The organism is Spirosoma fluminis, assembly GCF_054778895.1.
In genome coordinates this window covers 22,100-43,180 of sequence record NZ_BAAGZD010000016.1, presented here as the reverse complement: position 1 = coordinate 43,180, position 21,081 = coordinate 22,100, and the positions used below count along the sequence as shown (strand labels likewise).

Sequence of the window (21,081 nt, the reverse complement as noted above, 5' to 3'; positions counted from 1 at the left end):
CTACATCACATACAAATGATTACGGAAACGGCAGTCAATACGGGTAAGATTACGCAAATAATCGGGCCGGTCGTGGACGTGAGTTTCGAGGGCGAAGGCTCGCGGATTCCCGCCATTCTGGACGCCCTCAAAGTAACCAAAGCCAATGGGCAGCAGGTAATTCTGGAAGTTCAGCAACACCTTGGTGAAGACCGTGTTCGGGCCATTGCGATGGACTCGACCGACGGACTGTTCCGCGGGATGAACGTTACCGACCTTGGCCACCAGATTACAATGCCTTCGGGCGACGGTGTTCGCGGACGGCTGTTCAACGTCGTTGGCGACGCTATCGATGGTATTCCTCAGCCCCAGAGCGCTGGCGGGTTGCCCATTCACCGGGGTGCACCAAAATTTGAAGACCTTGCTACGTCTACCGAAGTACTCTTTACGGGTATTAAAGTAATTGACCTGCTGGAGCCTTACGCGAAAGGCGGTAAAATCGGCCTTTTCGGTGGAGCTGGTGTAGGCAAGACTGTATTGATCCAGGAGCTAATTAATAATATTGCTAAAGCCTACGCGGGTCTGTCGGTATTTGCTGGTGTTGGCGAACGGACCCGCGAAGGAAATGACCTGCTCCGTGAAATGATCGAAGCCGGTATCATCCGGTACGGCGACGCGTTTAAGCACTCGATGGAAGAAGGCGGCTGGGACCTGACGAAGGTCGATGCCGAAGAGCTGACCAAAAGCCAGGCAACGTTTGTATTCGGTCAGATGAACGAACCCCCAGGCGCCCGGGCTCGGGTGGCCCTGTCCGGTCTGACCATTGCTGAATATTTCCGCGATGGTGACGGCGAAGGTGCTGGTCGCGACATTCTGTTCTTCGTTGATAACATCTTCCGGTTTACCCAGGCTGGTTCTGAAGTATCCGCTCTGTTAGGTCGGATGCCCTCTGCCGTAGGTTACCAGCCAACCCTGGCAACCGAGATGGGCGTCATGCAGGAGCGTATTACGTCGACTAAACGTGGTTCCATTACGTCGGTACAGGCCGTTTACGTACCTGCCGATGACTTGACTGACCCCGCGCCGGCAACGACTTTCGCTCACTTGGATGCTACGACCGTATTGAGCCGTAAAATCTCTGAGCTTGGTATTTATCCCGCGGTTGACCCGCTCGATTCTACGTCACGGATTCTTACTGCCGAAATTCTGGGCGATGAGCATTACAACACCGCTCAGCGCGTAAAAGAAATCCTGCAGCGTTACAAAGAGCTTCAGGATATCATCGCTATTCTGGGTCTGGAAGAACTTTCGGAAGAAGATAAGCTGATCGTTTCGCGCGCTCGTCGTGTTCAACGGTTCTTGTCGCAGCCGTTCTTCGTGGCTGAACAGTTCACCGGTCTGAAAGGCGTTCTGGTTCCGATCGAAGACACTATCAAAGGTTTTAACGAAATCATCGACGGTAAGCACGACCACTTGCCAGAAGCAGCGTTTAACCTGGTCGGCACCATTGAAGATGCCGTTGCCAAAGGCGAACGGATGCTGAAAGAAGCCGGGCAATAACAATACGTTCAGAATACGGCCGGTAAACTTAGGTACGGCCGTATTCTGAAAACCAATTCCCTCGACTTCAGGTCTACTTGTTTAATTGATAACCCAAACGGTTTTATGAAAACATGGATTAGATTGACGTCGGGACTATTGCTGGCAGTGTTTCTCCTGGCCAAAACAGTAGTTTCGGCACAAAGTGAAATTTCGTTAGCACAACCAAAGATTACGGCAGGAGCCATTCGTGAGCCTGCGATCAGTGCACCTGCTGCGCTGGAAGATACGTCGTCTACTGCTCATCTGGACAAAGCAGTAACGGCTTTAGATAAAGGCGATCAAGCCACTACAAGTCAGGAACTTGAAGCGGGCATCGCCCGTATGGAAGCGGAAGCCCAGCAGAAGCCAACGTCGTTTAAAACGAAGCTGTTAGCGCAGGCAAGCAAACTAAAGGCGTTGTTGCCACTTATTCCCAATGGTGCACTTGGCAACGGCGTACTGGGAAAAGCAGTAGCGCTGGCTAAGTTAGCATCGGGCGGTAATCAGCTTGAAAGCATTTTGGGGGCAGGCTCTTTGTTGGGTAAAGGCAGTCAGCTATCGGGTGGTTTATCAAGTATCGGCAGCGCCCTGGCGACGCTTGGCGGACAAACTCATTCGACCGGGCAATCGTTGCTGTCTAAAGCTCTCGGAACGGTTAGCAAACTGGACCAGGGCGGATTTGTAGCTAAAGCCGCCGAACCCATTGCCAAAACAGAAGTTGGCAGTTTGCTTAATTTTGTGAAAGGAGTGCTTTGATTCAGGGCTTACGATGTACTTAACCGTGCATCCGCCGAGAATCACAAATCGTAAAGTAGTATGAATCTCGATATTATAACTCCTGACCGCAAGGTCTTTTCTGGCGAAGCCACTGCGGTAACGTTCCCCGGCAGCCAGGGACAGTTTCAAGTTCTGAACGACCATGCTCCGTTGGTGAGTACGCTGGCCCGTGGCCCAGTTGTTGTTCAGACGGCCTCTGGTCAGCAGACGTTCACGGTTGACGGCGGTGTCGTTGAAGTACTCCAGAACCGGGTACTGGTATTAGCCGAAGCTATAGTGGTCTAACATAGCCACTTAGTTACTATAAAAGCGAGATGCTCGAGCTGGGTATCTCGCTTTTCGTTGTATAAAAGCCGTTTGCCTATCAACACTTGAACTGGATTCATTTTGTTTTAAGCGCTTCCAGTTCATTCCCACATATCTTTACCGAATGATCAACAAACCATTTATCGTTGGTATTACTGGTGGTAGTGCCTCGGGCAAAACCTCGTTTCTGAAGGATATCCTCAACGCATTTACTCACGATCAGATTTGCCTTATATCTCAGGACAATTATTACCGAACGCTTGAGCACATTCCGTTAGATCCGAATGGCATCTATAACTTTGATTTGCCCGAAACAATAAATCACGAATTGTTTGCCGGGCATTTAGAGCAGCTTCACGCCCGGCAAACGGTAGAGACGCCTGAGTACACGTTCAATAACCCAAACGTTACACCAAGAACGCTTGTTTACCGCCCTACCCCGATTATCATCGTTGAGGGTTTGTTTGTGTTTCATTTTCCCGATGTAGCCCGCCAGTTAGACCTTAAGGTTTACATTGCCGCTAAGAACAAGATTAAGCTTAACCGACGCATTACCCGTGATCAGGCTGAGCGAGGACTAACCCTTGAGCTAATCCAATATCAGTGGGATAACCATGTCCGTCCGGCCTATCGCGAATTTGTAAAGCCGCATAAAGACGAGGCAGACCTGGTTATTCCAAATAATGTGCACTACCAGAAAGGGCTGGAAGTCCTGATAGCGTTCCTGAAAACCAAACTCTAATCGCTATAACTGGCGGCTAAACCTCGATGACGACATCGTCGCTTTCGGGATAGCCTGTACAGGTCAACACCCATCCTTCGGCTAGATCACGGGCCGTCAATACGTCGTTAATTGTCATGTGAATGCGTCCGGACAGACACCGGGCCAGACAAGTAGAACAACGGCCTCCCCGGCAACTATAGGGCAGATGGATACCTTCGTCCAGGGCAGCCTGCAAAATGGATTTGTAAGCAGGCACCTGAATCTCAACGGCCCGTTCTCTGTGCTGAATCAGCATCGTCCGGTCAGCCGCAAGCGCGGGGGGTGGCGTTTGCACAACCGGCTCCACGACAAAGTTTTCCCGCCTGATCTGCTCGGGGCGCACACCACTGAACACAAGGGTAAACTGCACCATCCGCATGTAATCGCCTGGTCCGCACACGTAATAACTGAGGTTAGCCAGATCAGACGTACCAACAAGCGTTGGCAGGAGCCGCTCAAGCAGGACGTTATTCAAGCGTCCGCGCATCCCGTTCCACTCGTCGGTCGGGTTACTGAGCAGGTAGAGGAGCCGAAACCGCGCTGGAAACCGGGCTGCCAGTTCGTCGAGTTCGGGCCTGAAAATAATCGTGCGCTCCGTTGAGTTACTGTATAGCAACGTTACGTGTCGGGCAGTCTCGGCGAAAAGCGCCTGCTTGATAATAGAGAACAGCGGAGTTATGCCGCTACCGGCTCCGAGTAGTACTAAATCGCGGGGTTCGTCTGTCAGCGTAAAGCGGCCGGCTGGCCATAAACAGGTTAAGGCATCACCAACCTGCAGTGTATCGAGTAAGTAGCGCGAAAGTTCTCCATTTTGAACCCGCTTAATCGTCAGCCGCAGCGGCTCCATGGGGGCCGAGCTAAGCGAGTAAGACCGACGTACTTCATGCCCATTATGCTCGAAAATAAGCGTTAAAAACTGACCGGCTCGATAAGGCACGCGCTGGCCATCCACACTTGAGAGAAAATAGCTTCTGGTGTCTGCCGTTTCGTGTCGTATCGCTGTAATACGAAGTTTCAGATAATCCGTAGTCATTCGCAGGGGCGCTCTATATCCCTAAAACCACACAAATATGACCCGTTGTTTGAAAGCCCGAAACGTTTGCTGAAATTCGCCCGCTAACGATGGAGCCTGTGACAATTTCCTACCCAGCGTTGTTTATGTAAAAAGCACCTGACTACAACAAATGGAAGCAATACTAGAGGAAGTTCAGCGCATTGGTTACGTAAACGAGCCTGTGCCTGACAACATAGATTTAGTGGCCGAAATTAACCGGCTGAAAAAGGAAAAGAATGCCGTTATACTGGCTCACTATTACGTCGATGGGGCGATTCAGGATTTAGCCGATTACATTGGCGACAGCCTTGGTTTATCGCAGCAAGCGGCCAGTACCAACGCCGACATGATCGTGTTCTGTGGCGTACACTTTATGGGTGAAACGGCAAAGGTCCTTTCTCCGCAGAAGAAAGTAGTGATTCCGGATCTGAACGCGGGCTGTTCGCTGGCTGACTCAGCCCCGGCGGATAAGTTCGCGGCTTTTAAAGCGCAGTACCCCGACCATATTGTGCTATCGTACATTAACTGTTCCGCCGAAATCAAGGCGCTGTCCGACATCATCGTTACGTCGTCGAACGCCTTAAAGATTGTTGAGAGTCTCCCACAAGATCAGAAGATCATATTTGCTCCGGATGCGAACCTCGGCCGCTTCGTCTCGAAGAAGACCGGCCGCGATATGGTGCTTTGGGACGGTGCCTGCATTGTTCACATTGACATTTCGCTGGAGAAATTAACTAAGCTCCGTTTGGAACACCCGGATGCAAAATTTATTGCGCATCCTGAGTGTCAGGAGCATATCCTGAGTCAGGCTGATTACGTTGGTTCAACTACGGCTCTGCTTAAATACGTAGTGGATAGCCCGGAACAAACGTTTATTGTGGGGACGGAAGCCGGTATTCTGCACAAAATGCGGCAGGCGGCTCCACACAAGAAAATAATTCCGGCACCAGCCAGCCAGAATAACACCTGCGCCTGCTCCGAGTGTCCATACATGAAGATGAACACGCTCGAAAAGCTGTACAACTGCATGCTTTACGAACAGCCCGAAATCATCGTGCCCGAAGACGTACGTGTTAAAGCGTATGAATCTGTTGCGCGCATGCTGGAGCTGAGTAACTAATAAAAGTTGTCTAGATCATGGAAATAACCGTTCAGATTGGATCTGACGAATTGGTACAAGCCATAAAAAGCTATCTCCTGAACAGCGCAAAAGCCATCAAAATGCGCTCGAATCGGAGACTGCTCAATCTAATAGTAACATTCGGGAAAGGCAATTTGTAGCGTTAAAGAACCTAGTTACCTATATAACGGATGACTTTGACGCGCCCCTTGACGATGATGTAAGGATGCGTTATATAGTAGATACCCATACGCTTTTGTGGTTGCTTGGCGACGAATCCGTACTACCAGCAGCGACTCTAACTCCTTTAAAGAACCCGGCTAACAACCTGCACGTAAGCACAACCAGCATCTGGGAAATAGCCGTTAAACGTTGAGACTTTGCCTTTTCACCATAAAGATCCGTTTGACCGAATTATCCTTGCTCAGGCATTAGTAGAAAATTGTATCGTCGTCAGTAAAGACACTAACTTTCCATTCTATCCTGTAAAGGTATTGTGGAGTCGATAATGTAAAAATGCCCCACCAATTCGATTTCTTAGTCATAGGCTCCGGCATTGCGGGCCTTAGCTACGCCACTAAGCTGGCGATGCATTTTGAAGGCCAGCAACAACCGGTTCGCATTGGCATCATTACCAAAGTTCAGGCCGATGAAACGAATACGAAATACGCCCAGGGCGGTATTGCCGCCGTATGGTCGGAAGACGATTCGTTCGAGAAGCATATCGAAGACACGATGGTTGCGGGCGACTTCCTGAGCGACCGTCATATCGTCGAGATTGTCGTGAACGAAGGGCCCGGCCGGATTCGTGAGCTAATCGACTACGGAACCCGATTTGATAAGGAACACGGGGGCACAGATTATGACTTGGCCAAAGAAGGGGGCCACTCCGACTATCGCATTCTGCACTTCAAAGATATAACCGGGGCAGAAATTGAACGGGCTTTACTCGAAAAAGCACGCTCACTGCCTGGCATTGAAATTTTCACGCATTTCTACGCTGTCGAACTGATCACACGCCACCATCTGGGCGAAACCGTTCACCGCTACGATACCGACAATGTGTGCTACGGCGCTTACGTATTAAATACACAAACGGGGCAGGTTGAGAAGTTTCTGGCTAAGACGACGCTCTTAGCTACCGGCGGCATTGGCAACGTCTATCAGAACACGACCAACCCGAGCATTGCCACCGGTGATGGCATTGCGATGGCGTACCGAGCCAAGGGTATCTGCAAGGATATGGAGTTTATCCAATTCCACCCGACGGCATTATACGAACCCGACAAAAAGCCGAATTTTCTGATTTCGGAAGCGGTACGCGGCTTTGGTGGCGTGTTGAAGAACATGAAGGGCGAAACCTTCATGGAAAACTATGACTCCCGATTATCGCTGGCACCGCGCGATATTGTGGCTCGTGCCATTGACTCGGAGATGAAGAAATCGGGCGATCCACACGTTTATATCGACGTAACGCATGTGGATTACGAGCGTTTTGTCGAGCATTTTCCGAATATTACTGCCTACTGCCGTGATCAGTACGGACTTGATTTACGAAAAGATTATATCCCAGTTGTTCCGGCGCAGCATTATATGTGTGGGGGCGTTCGGGTGAACGAGTGGGGTCAAACGAATATCCATTACTTATACGCTGTAGGTGAGTGTTCCTGCACCGGCCTGCACGGGGCCAATCGGTTAGCCTCCAACTCCTTACTCGAAGCGGTCGTATTCGGGCACCGCGCTTATTTAAAAACTGTGGAAAATCTTGGTGAGTCTGCTGTACCAGACAATATCCCCGACTGGAACGATGCGGGTACGACACACCCGGAGGAGTTGATTCTGGTCACCGAAATTCAGCGGGAGCTGGAAGCTATTATGTCGAACTACGTAGGCATTGTCCGCTCGAACCGGCGTCTGAAACGAGCGATGGACCGGCTGGAACTGCTTTATCTCGAACACGAAGAGCTTTATCGTCAGTCGAAAGTTTCGGTACGTATCTGCGAGCTACGTAACATGATCGAGGTCGCGTATCTGGTAATTAAGGCGGCTATGTCCCGACGCGACAATCGAGGATTACATTTCAACCTGGATAATGTAAAGTCGGTTCATTAACCGGTTTTGCTGCCAATAAATAAGCCCAACGACCGAGTTGGGCTTATTTATATCACTATCTGGTGTTTCCAGTACGTTACAGTAGCGGGCAGGCGCGGGAATTAGCTCTCCGTCTTTTCTGCGTCTACATCCTTCTTTACGCTCCAGAGAATAGCGGGAATCACCACAATATAAAGTGCCATAAAGGGCAGAAACGAGCTTTGTTTTCCGTCCTCGTGTGCTGCGATAGTTACGCCGATATGAATTCCGATCAGGAAACACGCGAACGCCAGTTTCATCAGCGCCGAGCGGTTCAGGGTTAGTTTACCAATTCTTAGTTTCATGATTCTATTGAAGGGAAGTTGCTAAAGCCGTTAAAATCTATGGTTCATTTTGTCTAGCCCCCGAGAATATTGCGTTGAAGAGCTGACTCCAGTCCTTTACGTATATCAGTCATACCAAACGCCATTTGTCTGCAAATCTGTCCGTGATAGAATTTAGCGAGCGTAGCCCGGGTAAGTTTCGTCTGTTCGGACAAGAATAACTAGCTTTGCCCGCCCATTTGGCCCGAGAACCATTTATCCGCGTAAACTATGGACCAGCAAGCCGTCATTGACTTTATTAAGCAGAGCGACAGTTCAAAAATTAAATTTGCGTTTGCGGACATCGACGGCGTCCTGCGCGGCAAAATCATTAGTCGACAAAAGTTTTTAGACGGTCTGGACGATGGTTTCGGTTTTTGCGATGTTGTCTGGGGCTGGGACATGACCGATACGCTTTACGACAACGGGCAGACAACAGGCTGGCACTCAGGTTACCCCGACACGCCGGTCCGCATTGACTTGTCTACCTTCCGGCAGTTGCCCTGGGAAGACAACATGCCTTTTTTTCTGGCCGATTTCAGTCGTCCTGATGCCGATGCGCTTCCTGCTTGCCCGCGTTCGTTGCTGAAACGAGTAGCCGCCCAGTGTCATGATCTGGGATTCCATCCTGAATTTGCCCAAGAGTTTGAGTGGTTCAACTTTCGCGAAACGCCACTGAGCTTACAGCAGAAAGCGTTTCAGCAACTGGAGCCGCTGACGCCCGGCATGTTTGGGTACTCCATCCTGCGGCCATCGCTGGAAAGCAGCTTTAATCAGGATCTTTTTGATTTGCTCGGTCAGTTTGACGTAGCCTTAGAGGGCCTTCATACGGAAACGGGGCCGGGCGTTTACGAAGCCGCTATTTTGCACGACGAGGTGATTCGGGCGGCTGATAAAGCGGTGCTCTTCAAAACGGCGGTTAAAGAAATAGCGTATCGCCATAACCTCATCGCTACGTTCATGGCGAAGTGGAACGCCGATTTACCTGGATGTAGCGGACATATTCACCAAAGTCTTTGGAACGCCGATCAGACAAAAAACTTATTTTTCGATCCGTCGCAGCCTGACCGTATGAGCGAATTGATGAAGCAGTACATAGCTGGTCAGTTATATTGTCTACCTCACATTACGCCTATGTTTGCCCCGACCATCAATAGCTACAAGCGTCTGGTTGAAGGAGCCTGGGCTCCCACAACCGTTACGTGGTCAATTGACAATCGAACGACGGCCATACGTGTATTAAACCATAAAGAAGCATACACGCGTGTTGAACACCGCGTATCGGGGTCCGACACGAATCCTTACCTGGCAATTGCAGCCGCGTTAGCGTCGGGTCTATATGGTATTCGCCACAGATTGTCTTTGGATATTCCGCCCTCCGTTGGTAATGGGTACGCGGATAAGCAGCATGGTGTGATTCCGGCTAATCTGGGCGAAGCAACGCACATTATGGCGAATTCGTCTATCGCGGCAGAACTCTTCGGAACTGAGTTTGTTGACCATTTCACCCGCACTCGCGACTGGGAGTGGCGGCAGTACGCTAAACAGGTTAGTGACTGGGAGTTGAAACGTTATTTCGAAATCATATAAACCCGTCATCGAGTAGTCATTGCAGTCATCAGGCGTCATGCCTTGTTATGGATCATGAATGACACCAAACGACTATACATGCCCTTCAATGGCAACGACAACAATGCGTTTAATTGATTACTCAACTATAGTCCGGCAGGCCTGGGCCGCTTACGACCCAACTCAGACGGTGCAGACTGTCGAGGACATCAGCGCCCGCGTTTCCACGAACCACGTCTTTCGATTAACATTAGACAACGGGGGCCGGGTGATTGCGAAGCTGTCCTATTTTGGTAAGTTCGAACACTTCCGCGACGATCACCGCATTATTCAGGCGCTGGCCAACAACCTGCTTTATCCGTTTGAGAATGTGCTGGCCCGTTCGTTGTCGAAAAATGGGCAAGTCTTTACGTATCGTTATCAGGAAGGCCCCATTGATGCCTGGGTAGTTTTCTACAACCCGATCCGCACCCAGAACCGGCTGCCCCGCCGACTCGACGAAGAGCATATCCGGAAGCTCGGTGCCGAAGTTGCCCGGTTTCATCTGGCGTGTGCCCGCGCCAGCACCGTGTTGCCCAAATACGCCAAAACGCTCCGCTCGGATATTCAGGGCCTGATCGATTTGCTCGATACAGAAGCAGGTAAGTTTGAACACCGTTTACACGTAGCGGAATTGCGACGTCAGTGCCATTTGTTTCTCGAAAACCGGCAAAAGTTAGTTGCCAAAGTGGTTGAGACAATGCCGGTTTTCGTCGACTGGAATATCGGTAATTTCTCCGTTACCGACGATTTGCACCTGTTCTCGCGCTGGGATTACGATTGGTTCAGGATCAGTTACCGCGTCATGGATTTTTATTTTTTCAGCCGTGTGTGCTCCGATGTAGGCGATCGGACCGTATTCAGCTACGTGATTGGCCCGCTTATGGAAGAACGCTTCGGCTGGTTTTTGGAAGAGTACCACAAAGTGTATCCACTGACTGAGCGTGAGATTCGATTTCTGCCCGAAGCGTACCGGTTTTTTATTCTCAACTACGTCATTAAATACGGTCGGTATTTCTTCCACCGCACCTACGCCACTAAGCTTCAGCGGGAGGCTTATGAAACGTATTTTCCTTCCGTCGAACGGTTTGACGCCGACAAATTATTACGCCATCTTAACTTGTAAGACCTGATGCAGCTTGAAACTTTTGCTACGATTGCCGACCGGTACCAGGTCTTTTTCTTCGATGCGTTTGGCGTTTTAAAAAATTACAAAGGATTGATTCCGGGCGTTGTCGATACGTTTACCTACTTGCGCGAGCAAGGTAAACTGGTGTTTATCCTGACTAACGATGCGTCACGTAGTCCGCAGCAACTGGCTGAATCCTACTGGCGGCTTGGGTTAACCGACATCACGGCTGATATGATTATTTCGTCAGGTATGTTAGCGCGCGAATACCTGCAATTAAAAGTTGACCACGGCACAGTAGCATACCTGGGTACCGAGAACTCAGCGCACTACATTGAATCGGCGGGACTTAAAACACTTTCAATCAGCGAGCTGACGTTAGAAAACATCGGCGAAGTGAACGCCCTTGTACTCCTCGACGACGAAGGGTTTGACTGGAATACAGACATTAACAAAGCCGTTAATCTGTTGCGAAGACGTAACATTCCGGTTATTGTGGCAAACACCGACGCTACGTATCCCGTATCCAAGAACCGGCTGGCTGTTGCCATCGGCAGCATCGCCGACATGCTCGAATCGATTGTGGGAAAGCAGTTTATCCGCTTCGGCAAACCCGACGCCCAGCTGTTTATGTTTGCCTATGAGCGTGTACAAGACTTACTGCCCACGGCCAGCAAGCGAAACACAGTCATGGTCGGTGATACGCTTCGTTCTGATATATCGGGCGGCAACAAGTTTGGTCTCGATACGGTATTGGTACTCACAGGAAATACAGCCAGTCACGAGGCTGAACTACGTATTCAGGCGACTGGTATCATACCGACCTACGTCTGCGAGTCGATTGTGATTTAATACCTTCATAAGCTGAGTAGATGGGATGGCGAACCATCAAGCCAGGTAGTTGCCAATACCCACAATGACTGACGACAGCACTACGGTAAGAATGCCAATCGTTATGGTGCGCATGGTGCGCTGATTAGCCCCGCGCCATTCGTGTAAATAGAGCCCCCAGAAGCTACTGAACGCGATAATAAAGGCCATGTGCAGTGTCCATCCCGAAAAGCGGTATTCGCCCATTTTGCTGTCGCCCATTCCATAAAAAAAGAACTGAAAATACCACGTAACGCCGGCTATGGCACAAAATAGAACGTTCCCTAAAATAGGTGCCGAAACGTTCGTATAATCGGTATATGTACGATTCCGAATATTCAGATAAATCGCCCAGATGGCGTTAGTAGTAAGGCCACCGAGCAGAATAATGACCAAGGCGGCATTATTCATATACAATGGATCAGTACCGTACCGAACTGCGAGTTCGGCAATGGGCTGCCCAGCGGTTAGCCCGAAGGAGAAACAAGCGCTCATCACGCCCGAAAATACGGCTACAAAAAAGCCTTTTTTAAGATCGAACTCGGCAATAGTCGCTTTCTTTTCGGCCTCGGGCAGACTTTTCTCTTTCATCATACCGGCTACGCCACAAATGCAAATTCCGATTACGCAAACGGCTAAGCCAGCCATAATGACCTGACCCGACGTAGTGCTGATCAACTGGCTGAATTGTCCTGCCCAGATTGGGGGCACCAACGTACCGAAAACGGCACATAGGCCAAGAACAACGGCCATTCCGAGCGACAGCCCGAGGTAGCGCATGGCCAGTCCAAACGTCAAGCCGCCGGTACCCCAGAGAACACCCCAAAAATAAGCCCAGAGCAGTGTTTCGGTAGGAGACTCAGCCAGCACCTGTCCTAAATTCGGGACAGTAAGATAACCTAGTAACCAGGGGGCTACGACCCAGGAAAACAGCCCGCCCACGAGCCAGTAACTTTCCCAGGCCCAGCCTTTCACCTTACGGTATGGTAAGTAAAAACTGCCTGATGCAAACCCGCCGATGGCGTGTAAAACAACTCCCCAAATAACTGCCATTAGAGTAACGTAGCCAGTAGTTCAACTAACAAACTAAAGCCCGCTCTGGTACATTACTTACCCATACCTTCCTATAAAATTGACTTGTCCGTATAAAATTTTAAACTTTATCAAGTCTCTATAGTTGAAATGTCTCTGTCTATTTTACAGGGTTTGTATATACGTTTATGGGGATTGAGCAAGGCTGAAAGAAGCCACTTTCAGGTCTTAAGATTAGCCGCAGCACATATACACTACAATTCCTATTAACACTATATACAAATGATATTTGTTGATAATTTATTAATTATCAATTACTTAATCCTGAATTAGCAACATATTCCAACGGTTTTACCCGCAAAAAATTGTTTGACAATACAAAGGTAAATCCCTTTCTTTGCGCAGTTTTTTAACCCCAACGGACTACGAAAATGTCGGAAATTGCACAAAAAGTTAAGAATATCATTGTCGAGAAATTAGGCGTTGAAGAGTCAGAAGTAACGCCAGAGGCCAGCTTCACGAACGATCTGGGTGCTGACTCGCTTGACACGGTAGAGTTAATCATGGAATTTGAAAAGGAATTCAATTTGCCAATCCCAGACGACGAGGCTGAAAAAATCACGACCGTCGGCATGGCAATTGATTACCTTGAAAGAAACAGCGGTAAGTAAGCGTTTACGTTTACTACCTTCAGTAATTTTTATTAAATAGTATTTGTAGAGTAGGGTACGAACGTGTCGTATGCGTTTCTCTCTCAACAGAGACCAGTTATACGTTTAGCCTTTGCTGTTGTACGTAAAAGCCAACAGAACTCTCAAACACACTAAAAGACAACGCCGGAATTCAAGCTTCGGCGTTGCTTTTCTTTTTTCATCACGCAGTTTATCTGTATGACAATCAAACGAGTAGTAGTGACCGGTCTCGGTGCCCTGACGCCGATTGGCAATGATGTATCTACCTATTGGAACAACCTTGCCGCTGGTGTAAGCGGAGCGGGGCCGATCACGAAGTTTGACGCCAGTAAGTTTCGGACACGCTTCGCCTGCGAAGTGAAAGGCTTAGACGTAACGCAGTACATTCCCCGTCAGGAAGCCCGCAAAATGGATACGTTTACCCATTATGCGTTAATTGCCACTGACGAAGCTGTTCAGGACTCGGGGATTAACCTCGATACCATTGACAAAAATAAAGTAGGTGTTATCTGGGGGTCAGGAATTGGCGGTCTCAAATCGTTTGAAGACGAGATGATCGACTACGCCAAAGGTGACGGCACCCCTCGAATTAATCCGTTCTTCATCGTTCGGATGATCGCCGATAGCGCATCGGGCCAGATTTCCATGCGCTATGGGTTTCGGGGCACAAACTACGTCACCGTTTCGGCTTGTGCCTCTACCAACAACGCCATTATCGACGCGTTCAACTACATCCGGTTAGGCCGGATGACAATGTGTGTGGTGGGCGGTTCAGAAGCCGCTGTTACACGAGCAGGCATTGGTGGTTTCAACGCGAACCGTGCCCTGTCGGAACGTAACGATTCGCCAGAAACAGCCTCACGGCCGTACGATAAAGACCGTGACGGCTTTGTATTGGGTGAAGGCGCAGGAGCCCTGATTCTGGAAGACTACGAACATGCTCAGGCTCGGGGTGCCAAAATCTACGCTGAACTTATCGGGGGCGGTATGTCTTCGGACGCTTATCACATCACAGCTCCCCACCCCGACGGGCTAGGCGCTTTCCTGGGCATGCAGGACGCGCTGAACGATGCCGGTATTGAGCCAACCGAAATTGACTACATTAACACCCACGGAACATCAACGCCAATCGGTGATCCACAGGAACTTAAAGCCATTCATCAGTTGTTCGGTGAGCATTCGTTCAAGATGAATATTAGCTCTACCAAATCGATGACCGGCCACTTGCTGGGTGCAGCGGGGGCAGTTGAAGCCATCGCTTGTATCAAAGCCATTGAACATCAGCTGGTGCCTCCTACCATCAATCACTTCACTGCAGACGAAGACATTGATTCGCGCTTCAATCTTACGTTCAATACGGCTCAGACCCGTCCAATGACGACCGTAATGAGCAACGCGTTCGGATTCGGAGGGCACAACGCTATTGTAATCTTCCGTAAACTTAGCTGAGCCGTGCAACTCGCTCTGCCCCGTAGTCTATTTAATCCTCTCGACTGGTTTCGGTCCAGTAGCGCTGATCCACGCAAAAACCTTCGTCGATCCATTGCGCACATCATTGGTGCACGCCCGTCAAATTTAGGGCTTTATCAACTGGCGCTTCGGCACACATCTGCTTCTAAAGCAACCGCTATTGAAGGCTTTCGTGAATCGAACGAGCGGCTGGAGTATTTAGGCGATGCTGTGTTGGGCATGGTGATTGCTGAATTTCTTTTCAAGAAGTATCCGTATAAAGACGAAGGCTTTCTGACAGAAATTCGCTCCCGTATCGTTAATCGAGAAACCTTGAACGGTATAGCACGGAAGATTGGCCTCGATCAACTGATTGAATTCGACGGTAGCCGTACCCGTAGCCTTCCGGCCCGTACCTCTATGTACGGCGATGCCCTGGAAGCGCTTGTTGGCGCAGTTTATCTGGACAAAGGATTCAGCTTTTCCCGGCGGTTTATCTTAAAAGACCTGTTAGCTCATTATGACATTGATTCCGTCGTTCAGAATAACGCTAATTTCAAAAGCCGTTTAATTGAGTGGGCCCAGCGCGAAGGCAAAGAAATCCGTTTTGAAATTGTATCTGAGAAAGGTAACAGCCATTTCCGCGAGTTTATAGCGCAGGTCATGGTTGGTGAGGAGCCCTTTGCAACGGGTAGCGGTTACAGCAAAAAGAAAGCAGAGCAGGCCGCAGCCGAAAAAGCCCTGGAATTGATTGCCTCTGTGTAATCCGTAGTAACCTGACAGAAACTGATACATACTAAAATACCCTGCTGTAATTGTCATAGCAGGGTATTTTAGTACATGCCTATATGTCAGCTTTAAGGATAAAGAGGATATGCATTAATGACATATTGTCTTAATCATATCCAAGTAATGGGCTGGTATGGAAATTGAAAAAAGAGTAATCAAAACCTATTAACTCTTTTTCTTAACGTTAACCAACATACAGTTATGAATTCGGTAATGCGTTCTAACAACATCCCATCATTGATTGAGAATTTTTTTGGTCGCGACATCAACGACTTTTTCAATCCTGCTACGGCCGCGATGTACAACGTACCGGCCGTAAATGTGGTTGAACACAGTGATGGCTTCCGGATTGAGGTGGCGGCTCCAGGCTTAAAGAAAGAAAATTTTAAGTTGAGTCTTAACCATACTAACCTGACTATTTCGGCCTATCAGGAAACACAGAAAGAAGAGCAGGAGAAAAGCATGGAGAAGTACACACGCCGTGAATTTAGCTATTCATCGTTCCAGCGTACGTTCACGTTACCCGGCTCGGTAGACGCTGATGCGATCCAGGCTTCTTATAACGATGGCGTTCTGACTATCAATTTGCCGAAGCGCGAAGAAGCTAAAGTGAAACCGCCCCGTCAAATCGAGATTGGAGGTTAATCGCTGACCGTTTGTATCAGAAAACGGAAGCCCGTATAGTAAATGCTACGGGCTTCCGGCTTTTAAAAAACCACCTAACAAAGGCTTGTTAAATTTTGTTAAGGACGGACACACACCGGATTTATAAAGCGTTTCTTTCCGTTATATTGGCAGACACAAAGTCGCCGTTCAATACAAAAAGACAGCAATCTGATTTTTCCCATTTAACTATGAAAAGTAACTGGAAATTATTGGCGTTGATGGCACTCTTATCGAGCGTCGTAACGCTGGCCGCTTACAACCTATTAGGCTTTAACAAGCGGGATGTGGTGTTCAACGAGTCGTCGCCAGCACCGACGATTACTGGCCGTCTGGCAGCCTTAACGGGTGGCTCAGGGGCTCCCGGTTCTAATGACTTCTCTACGGCCGCTGAGGCCGTTACGCCAACTGTCGTGCATATTCGTACGACCATCACGCGGACTGTCCGTCAGCAGCAGGTTCCTGATATATTCCGGGAGTTCTTCGGCGACGATTTCGGTGGTGGCCAAAGCCGCCCACGGCGTCAGCAGGGACAGGCGTCCGGTTCGGGCGTAATCATTAGCAAAGACGGTTATATTATTACGAACAATCACGTAGTACAGGACGCCGATGAGGTTGAGGTTATTATGACCGATAAACGCAGCCTGAAAGCCAAAGTGATTGGCACCGATCCACTGACGGATCTGGCCGTAATTAAAGTTGAGGCTAATAACCTGCCTGCTATCACTCTGGGCGATTCTGACGCTCTGAAGCTAGGCGAATGGGTTTTGGCCGTTGGTTATCCATTGGATCTTGAATCGACCGTAACGGCGGGTATCGTTAGTGCAAAAGGCCGTCGGATCGGTATTCTGGATCAGGATTTTGCGCGCCGACAAGGTCAGCAAAGCAATACTGACAATAAACAAACGGATACGCCTGTAGAAGCTTTTATCCAAACGGATGCGGCTATCAACCCTGGTAACTCCGGCGGTGCGCTCGTAAACCTGCGTGGTGAGTTAGTTGGCATTAACTCTGCCATTGCCTCACAAACTGGTTTCTACAGCGGTTATGGCTTCGCAGTACCTGTATCGCTCGTGAAGAAGGTATCGGCTGACCTGCTCAAATATGGTAACGTACAACGCGGCTACCTGGGCATTCTGCCTATCGAATTAAACAGCACGGTTGCTAAAGAGAAAGGTGCTAAAGTAGGCCGCGGTATCTATGTGGAAAGCGTAGTAGAAAACGGTGCCGCTCAGGCCGCTGGTTTGAAGAAAGGTGACGTGATCGTGAAGATGGAAGGTCAGCCACTTGATTCGGATGCTCAGATGCGGGAAATCATTGGCCGTCGTCGTCCAGGTGATGCGGTGACCGTAACGGTAAACCGCGACGGTAGCGAGCGTGATTTTAAAGTAGAATTACGTAACCGGAACGGTGGCCGTGATGTGATCAAGAAAACCGACGTAACCGCAGCGAATACGACGTTAAAAACATTAGGTGCTGACTTCGAAGAACTCAGCGCTCAGGATGCGAAACAACTAGGTATCAGCGGTGGTGTTCGGGTGAAGAAAATCGTAGATGGTAAACTTGCCGAAACCGACATCGAAGAAGGTTTCATCATCGTCAAAGCGAATGGCAAGAACGTCAAAACGACCAAAGACCTTCAAACGATCATGTCTTCGGTAAAAGAAGGCGAAGGCCTGATGCTGATTGGCATGTATCCGAACAGTTCGCGCATGTACTACTACGCGGTTCCTGTTTAATAGGCAGATTTAACAGCGCAGTTCATAAACAAGAAACCCGCCAATCAGGCGGGTTTCTTGTTTATAGGTATATAAAGAACTAACTAGTACGTATCGGTAGACTATTCGTAGTAATTCAGCACGGGGTGGCCGCTTTGTGCCAAAAGCTGATCGCGACGGAACAGTTCAATATCGGCGGTCATCATATCTTTCACAAGAGCAGGCAGATCGTACTTTGGCTTCCAGTTCAGTTTCGTCATCGCTTTGGTTGGGTCGCCAAGAAGCAGATCAACCTCCGTCGGGCGGAAATAACGCGGATCGATGCAAACGACCTCCTTACCAACCTCTACCGGGAAATCAGGATTTGTAGAACTCACTACCGTTCCTACTTCCGACGCGCCTTCGCCTTTAAAGGCCAGTTCTACGCCAATTTCTGCAAATGACATGCGAACAAAATCGCGAACGCTGGTCGTAACGCCCGTAGCAATGACAAAATCATCGGGCTTTTCCTGTTGTAGAATCAAGTACATAGCTTCCACGTAATCCTTGGCATGGCCCCAGTCACGCAGCGAATCCAGGTTTCCTAAGTACACCTTATCCTGTAAGCCCAGGGCGATACGGGATACCGCACGGGTAATCTTACGGGTTACGAACGTTTCGCCACGTAACGGAGATTCGTGGTTGAAAAGAATACCGTTACACGCATACATGTTGTAGGCCTCACGGTAGTTAACGGTAATCCAATAACCATATAACTTGGCTACAGCGTAGGGAGAGCGTGGGTAAAACGGAGTCGTTTCTGATTGAGCATGTCCCTGCACACCGCCATAAAGCTCCGACGTTGATGCCTGGTAAATGCGGGTTTTTTCGGTCAGGCCTAGCAGCCGGACAGCTTCCAGAATCCGCAGCGTTCCAATACCATCTACCTGCGCCGTATATTCCGGTTCGTCGAAACTAACCCGAACGTGCGACATAGCACCGAGGTTATAGATCTCATCGGGCTGAGTCTCCTGAATAATCCGAATCACATTCGTTGAGTCAGACAGATCACCGTAGTGAAGTTTGAAACGAACGTTTTTCTCATGGGGGTCCTCATACATGTGATCAACCCGTTGCGTGTTAAACAGCGAACTACGGCGTTTGATACCATGTACCTCATATCCCTTCTCCAATAACAACTCGGCCAGATAGGCTCCATCTTGACCGGTAATCCCGGTAATTAACGCTTTCTTCATACCGCTAACGGTTTATAGACCAATGCCCAATAGTACAAAAACTATCAAAGGTAGCCTAAGGAGGTTAAATTTGCTTATAGTATATAACTTATCTTATTAACAGGCTTCGTCTAACATCAACTTTATCAGGCTGTAACTGCGCTGAAGTAATCAACCGCCGGATGGATGCGTAATAGCGTTCGGCGTCCATTCGGCGCATGAAATCGCCTACTTTGAGCTTATACGTAGGCTGGTTATAGCTTAAATATGGGCTTAATTCGGGGTAATTCTGATAGATCAGCAGTTTGGCCGCGTCAGCCTCCTGACGTTGATTGCCCACATATATCTGAATGCGAAAACCAGGAGCGTAACGAATCGATCGGTTTTTCGTAGCAATCGTGTCAAGTACCAAATCCAGCCGACGGTTTACGTGCAAGGCCTCGACAGGGCCGGTAGTCTTCCGGGGTTCTGTCTTCCGGGGCGTTACGGTCGCGGGCGCAGACGGTACAGGTGTTGAGGGCCGTGCTGGAGTCGATGAAGTAGCCGGTTTTGTGGTTCCGTAAACCGGACGTACTGAAGCCAGATCTTCGTTATAGCTATTGTAATCAACCGACGATCGGCTCGTTGCAGCGGGCCGACTGGTTGCACACCCCACCAGCAGAGAAGCCACCAAAATCACTCCACCAAATTCGTAGCGCATAGCAAAAAGAAATGAGTTGGTAAAAATAACCAATTTGTTAATTCTATAGTGAAGCCAGTTACCGAACGCGTTCAGCCGTTCGGTATTTTGGTTAATTTTGAGCAATACTACAAACAACACATGTTAAATATACAAAGCCATGTGTCGCTCAAACCCTACAATACGTTTGGGATTGATGCCGATGCGCGGTACTGGGTCGATGTTTGTCACGAAGACGATTTACAAACCCTGCTTCAGCTAACCGATTTCATTGATACTCCCAAACTAATACTCGGCGGAGGAAGTAATGTTCTCTTGTGTCATAATTTCGACGGGCTGGTCGTAAAAATGGACATCCAGGGTATTGAACTTGTTCGAGAAGACGATACGCATGTTTTTGTCCGGGCGGGTGCGGGGGTCAACTGGCATAAATTCGTCATGTTTTGCGTTGAGCGCGGGTATGCCGGCGTAGAAAACCTGTCGCTGATACCCGGTACCGTGGGGGCGGCTCCGATGCAGAACATAGGCGCTTACGGCGTCGAACTAGAGCAGGTATTTGAATCGTTAACTGCCGTGAACGTACACACGGGCCAACAACAAACTTTTCTGCATGCAGATTGCGCTTTCGGCTATCGGGAAAGCATATTTAAACGGGCGCTGAAAGGTCAATACATCATTACCAGCGTAACGTTTCAGCTCAATAAGCAACCCATTTTTCACACGCGTTACGGAGCCATTCAGGAAACACTCACCGAGATGGGAGTCACAGACGATACCCTATCAATTAAAGCCATTAGCGAGGCTGTTATTCGCATCCGACGTAGTAAACTTCCTGATCCGGCCCAGATTGGGAATGCGGGCAGCTTCTTCAAGAACCCTGAGATCCCAGCAGCTCAATTTGAGGCTTTAAAAGCCGAATATTCCAATTTGCCGGGCTATCCCATAACTGATGGAGTCGTGAAAGTTCCGGCGGGGTGGCTAATTGAGCAGGCCGGTTGGAAAGGCTATCGAACCGGCGACGCTGGCGTTCACGCTAAACAGGCGCTGGTGCTGGTTAATTTCGGCGGGGCTACCGGGCCACAAATTCTGGCACTGGCTCAAACCGTACAGGCTTCGGTAATGGAGAAATTTGGCGTGACGATTTCGCCGGAAGTAAATATTGTTTGACGACTTTTGAAGAAAAGGGCATGGGGTCTATAAACACC

The 21,081-nt window shown here is 49.2% G+C and carries 20 protein-coding genes; 15 read left to right on the top strand and 5 right to left on the bottom strand.

Annotated elements, in window-relative coordinates; translation table 11 throughout:
• Positions 1–15: 15 nt before the first annotated feature.
• The 4 genes from atpD (at position 16) to udk (ending at position 3,385) form a co-directional block, all read left to right on the top strand.
• Complete coding sequence (gene atpD / locus ACYVBJ_RS18245; protein WP_460983739.1) at positions 16–1,539, top strand: F0F1 ATP synthase subunit beta; 1,524 nt, start codon at positions 16–18, stop codon at positions 1,537–1,539.
• A 105-nt stretch (positions 1,540–1,644) separates the two neighbouring features.
• Positions 1,645–2,316 carry a hypothetical protein gene (locus ACYVBJ_RS18240; protein ID WP_460983738.1) on the top strand — a complete coding sequence of 224 codons (672 nt, stop codon included), beginning with the start codon at positions 1,645–1,647 and terminating at the stop codon, positions 2,314–2,316.
• 60 nt (positions 2,317–2,376) lie between these two features.
• Positions 2,377–2,622: an ATP synthase F1 subunit epsilon gene (gene atpC / locus ACYVBJ_RS18235; protein ID WP_460977139.1), complete on the top strand. Its 246-nt coding sequence runs from the start codon at positions 2,377–2,379 to the stop codon at positions 2,620–2,622.
• 145 nt (positions 2,623–2,767) lie between these two features.
• Positions 2,768–3,385 (top strand): uridine kinase, encoded by a 618-nt coding sequence (gene udk / locus ACYVBJ_RS18230; protein ID WP_460983737.1) that lies wholly within the window; start codon positions 2,768–2,770, stop codon positions 3,383–3,385.
• 16 nt (positions 3,386–3,401) lie between these two features.
• Here udk and ACYVBJ_RS18225 read toward each other — a convergent pair whose 3' ends face one another.
• Positions 3,402–4,439, bottom strand: coding sequence for a 2Fe-2S iron-sulfur cluster-binding protein (locus tag ACYVBJ_RS18225; RefSeq protein WP_460983736.1), 1,038 nt, complete (start codon positions 4,437–4,439; stop codon positions 3,402–3,404).
• 151 nt (positions 4,440–4,590) lie between these two features.
• Between ACYVBJ_RS18225 and nadA the strand changes: the two genes are divergently transcribed.
• Both nadA and nadB read left to right on the top strand, forming a co-directional pair.
• Entirely contained in the window at positions 4,591–5,580 is a 990-nt protein-coding gene (nadA, locus tag ACYVBJ_RS18220; protein ID WP_460983735.1) for a quinolinate synthase NadA, read from the top strand.
• 516 nt (positions 5,581–6,096) lie between these two features.
• Positions 6,097–7,692, top strand: a complete 1,596-nt coding sequence (nadB, locus tag ACYVBJ_RS18215) for an L-aspartate oxidase (protein WP_460983734.1) — start codon at positions 6,097–6,099, stop codon at positions 7,690–7,692.
• A gap of 101 nt (positions 7,693–7,793) precedes the next feature.
• Here the strand turns inward: nadB and ACYVBJ_RS18210 are convergent, their stop codons facing one another.
• Positions 7,794–8,015, bottom strand: a complete 222-nt coding sequence (locus tag ACYVBJ_RS18210) for a hypothetical protein (protein WP_460983733.1) — start codon at positions 8,013–8,015, stop codon at positions 7,794–7,796.
• Positions 8,016–8,264: 249 nt separating this feature from the next.
• Here ACYVBJ_RS18210 and ACYVBJ_RS18205 point away from each other — a divergent pair, with 249 nt between their 5' ends.
• The 3 genes from ACYVBJ_RS18205 to ACYVBJ_RS18195 all read left to right on the top strand — a co-directional run bounded on the left by ACYVBJ_RS18205 (position 8,265) and on the right by ACYVBJ_RS18195 (position 11,622).
• Entirely contained in the window at positions 8,265–9,623 is a 1,359-nt protein-coding gene (locus ACYVBJ_RS18205) for a glutamine synthetase family protein (protein WP_460983732.1), read from the top strand.
• A 103-nt stretch (positions 9,624–9,726) separates the two neighbouring features.
• Complete coding sequence (locus ACYVBJ_RS18200) at positions 9,727–10,767, top strand: aminoglycoside phosphotransferase/kinase family protein (protein ID WP_460983841.1); 1,041 nt, start codon at positions 9,727–9,729, stop codon at positions 10,765–10,767.
• Between the two features lie 6 nt (positions 10,768–10,773).
• Positions 10,774–11,622, top strand: coding sequence for a TIGR01459 family HAD-type hydrolase (locus ACYVBJ_RS18195; RefSeq protein ID WP_460983731.1), 849 nt, complete (start codon positions 10,774–10,776; stop codon positions 11,620–11,622).
• Positions 11,623–11,658: 36 nt separating this feature from the next.
• On the opposite strand, the gene rhaT is transcribed toward ACYVBJ_RS18195, so the two are convergent.
• On the bottom strand, positions 11,659–12,693 hold the full coding sequence (gene rhaT, locus ACYVBJ_RS18190) for an L-rhamnose/proton symporter RhaT (protein ID WP_460983730.1): 1,035 nt from the start codon (positions 12,691–12,693) through the stop codon (positions 11,659–11,661).
• Between the two features lie 410 nt (positions 12,694–13,103).
• Here rhaT and ACYVBJ_RS18185 point away from each other — a divergent pair, with 410 nt between their 5' ends.
• The 5 genes from ACYVBJ_RS18185 to ACYVBJ_RS18165 all read left to right on the top strand — a co-directional run bounded on the left by ACYVBJ_RS18185 (position 13,104) and on the right by ACYVBJ_RS18165 (position 18,004).
• Complete coding sequence (locus tag ACYVBJ_RS18185; protein ID WP_460977129.1) at positions 13,104–13,343, top strand: acyl carrier protein; 240 nt, start codon at positions 13,104–13,106, stop codon at positions 13,341–13,343.
• Positions 13,344–13,562: 219 nt separating this feature from the next.
• The gene (gene fabF / locus ACYVBJ_RS18180) at positions 13,563–14,813 is read left to right on the top strand and encodes a beta-ketoacyl-ACP synthase II (RefSeq protein WP_460983729.1); all 1,251 of its coding nucleotides are present in this window, start codon (positions 13,563–13,565) and stop codon (positions 14,811–14,813) included.
• 3 nt (positions 14,814–14,816) lie between these two features.
• On the top strand, positions 14,817–15,578 hold the full coding sequence (gene rnc / locus ACYVBJ_RS18175) for a ribonuclease III (protein ID WP_460983728.1): 762 nt from the start codon (positions 14,817–14,819) through the stop codon (positions 15,576–15,578).
• Positions 15,579–15,803: 225 nt separating this feature from the next.
• Positions 15,804–16,247 carry an Hsp20/alpha crystallin family protein gene (locus ACYVBJ_RS18170; RefSeq protein WP_460983727.1) on the top strand — a complete coding sequence of 148 codons (444 nt, stop codon included), beginning with the start codon at positions 15,804–15,806 and terminating at the stop codon, positions 16,245–16,247.
• Between the two features lie 209 nt (positions 16,248–16,456).
• Complete coding sequence (locus tag ACYVBJ_RS18165) at positions 16,457–18,004, top strand: Do family serine endopeptidase (protein ID WP_460983726.1); 1,548 nt, start codon at positions 16,457–16,459, stop codon at positions 18,002–18,004.
• A 101-nt stretch (positions 18,005–18,105) separates the two neighbouring features.
• Here the strand turns inward: ACYVBJ_RS18165 and gmd are convergent, their stop codons facing one another.
• Together gmd and ACYVBJ_RS18155 are read right to left on the bottom strand one after the other, a co-directional pair.
• Positions 18,106–19,218, bottom strand: coding sequence for a GDP-mannose 4,6-dehydratase (gene gmd, locus ACYVBJ_RS18160; RefSeq protein WP_460983725.1), 1,113 nt, complete (start codon positions 19,216–19,218; stop codon positions 18,106–18,108).
• Between the two features lie 88 nt (positions 19,219–19,306).
• Positions 19,307–19,897 carry an SPOR domain-containing protein gene (locus ACYVBJ_RS18155; protein WP_460983724.1) on the bottom strand — a complete coding sequence of 197 codons (591 nt, stop codon included), beginning with the start codon at positions 19,895–19,897 and terminating at the stop codon, positions 19,307–19,309.
• Positions 19,898–20,017: 120 nt separating this feature from the next.
• Between ACYVBJ_RS18155 and murB the strand changes: the two genes are divergently transcribed.
• Positions 20,018–21,043: a UDP-N-acetylmuramate dehydrogenase gene (murB, locus tag ACYVBJ_RS18150; protein ID WP_460983723.1), complete on the top strand. Its 1,026-nt coding sequence runs from the start codon at positions 20,018–20,020 to the stop codon at positions 21,041–21,043.
• Positions 21,044–21,081: the final 38 nt, after the last annotated feature.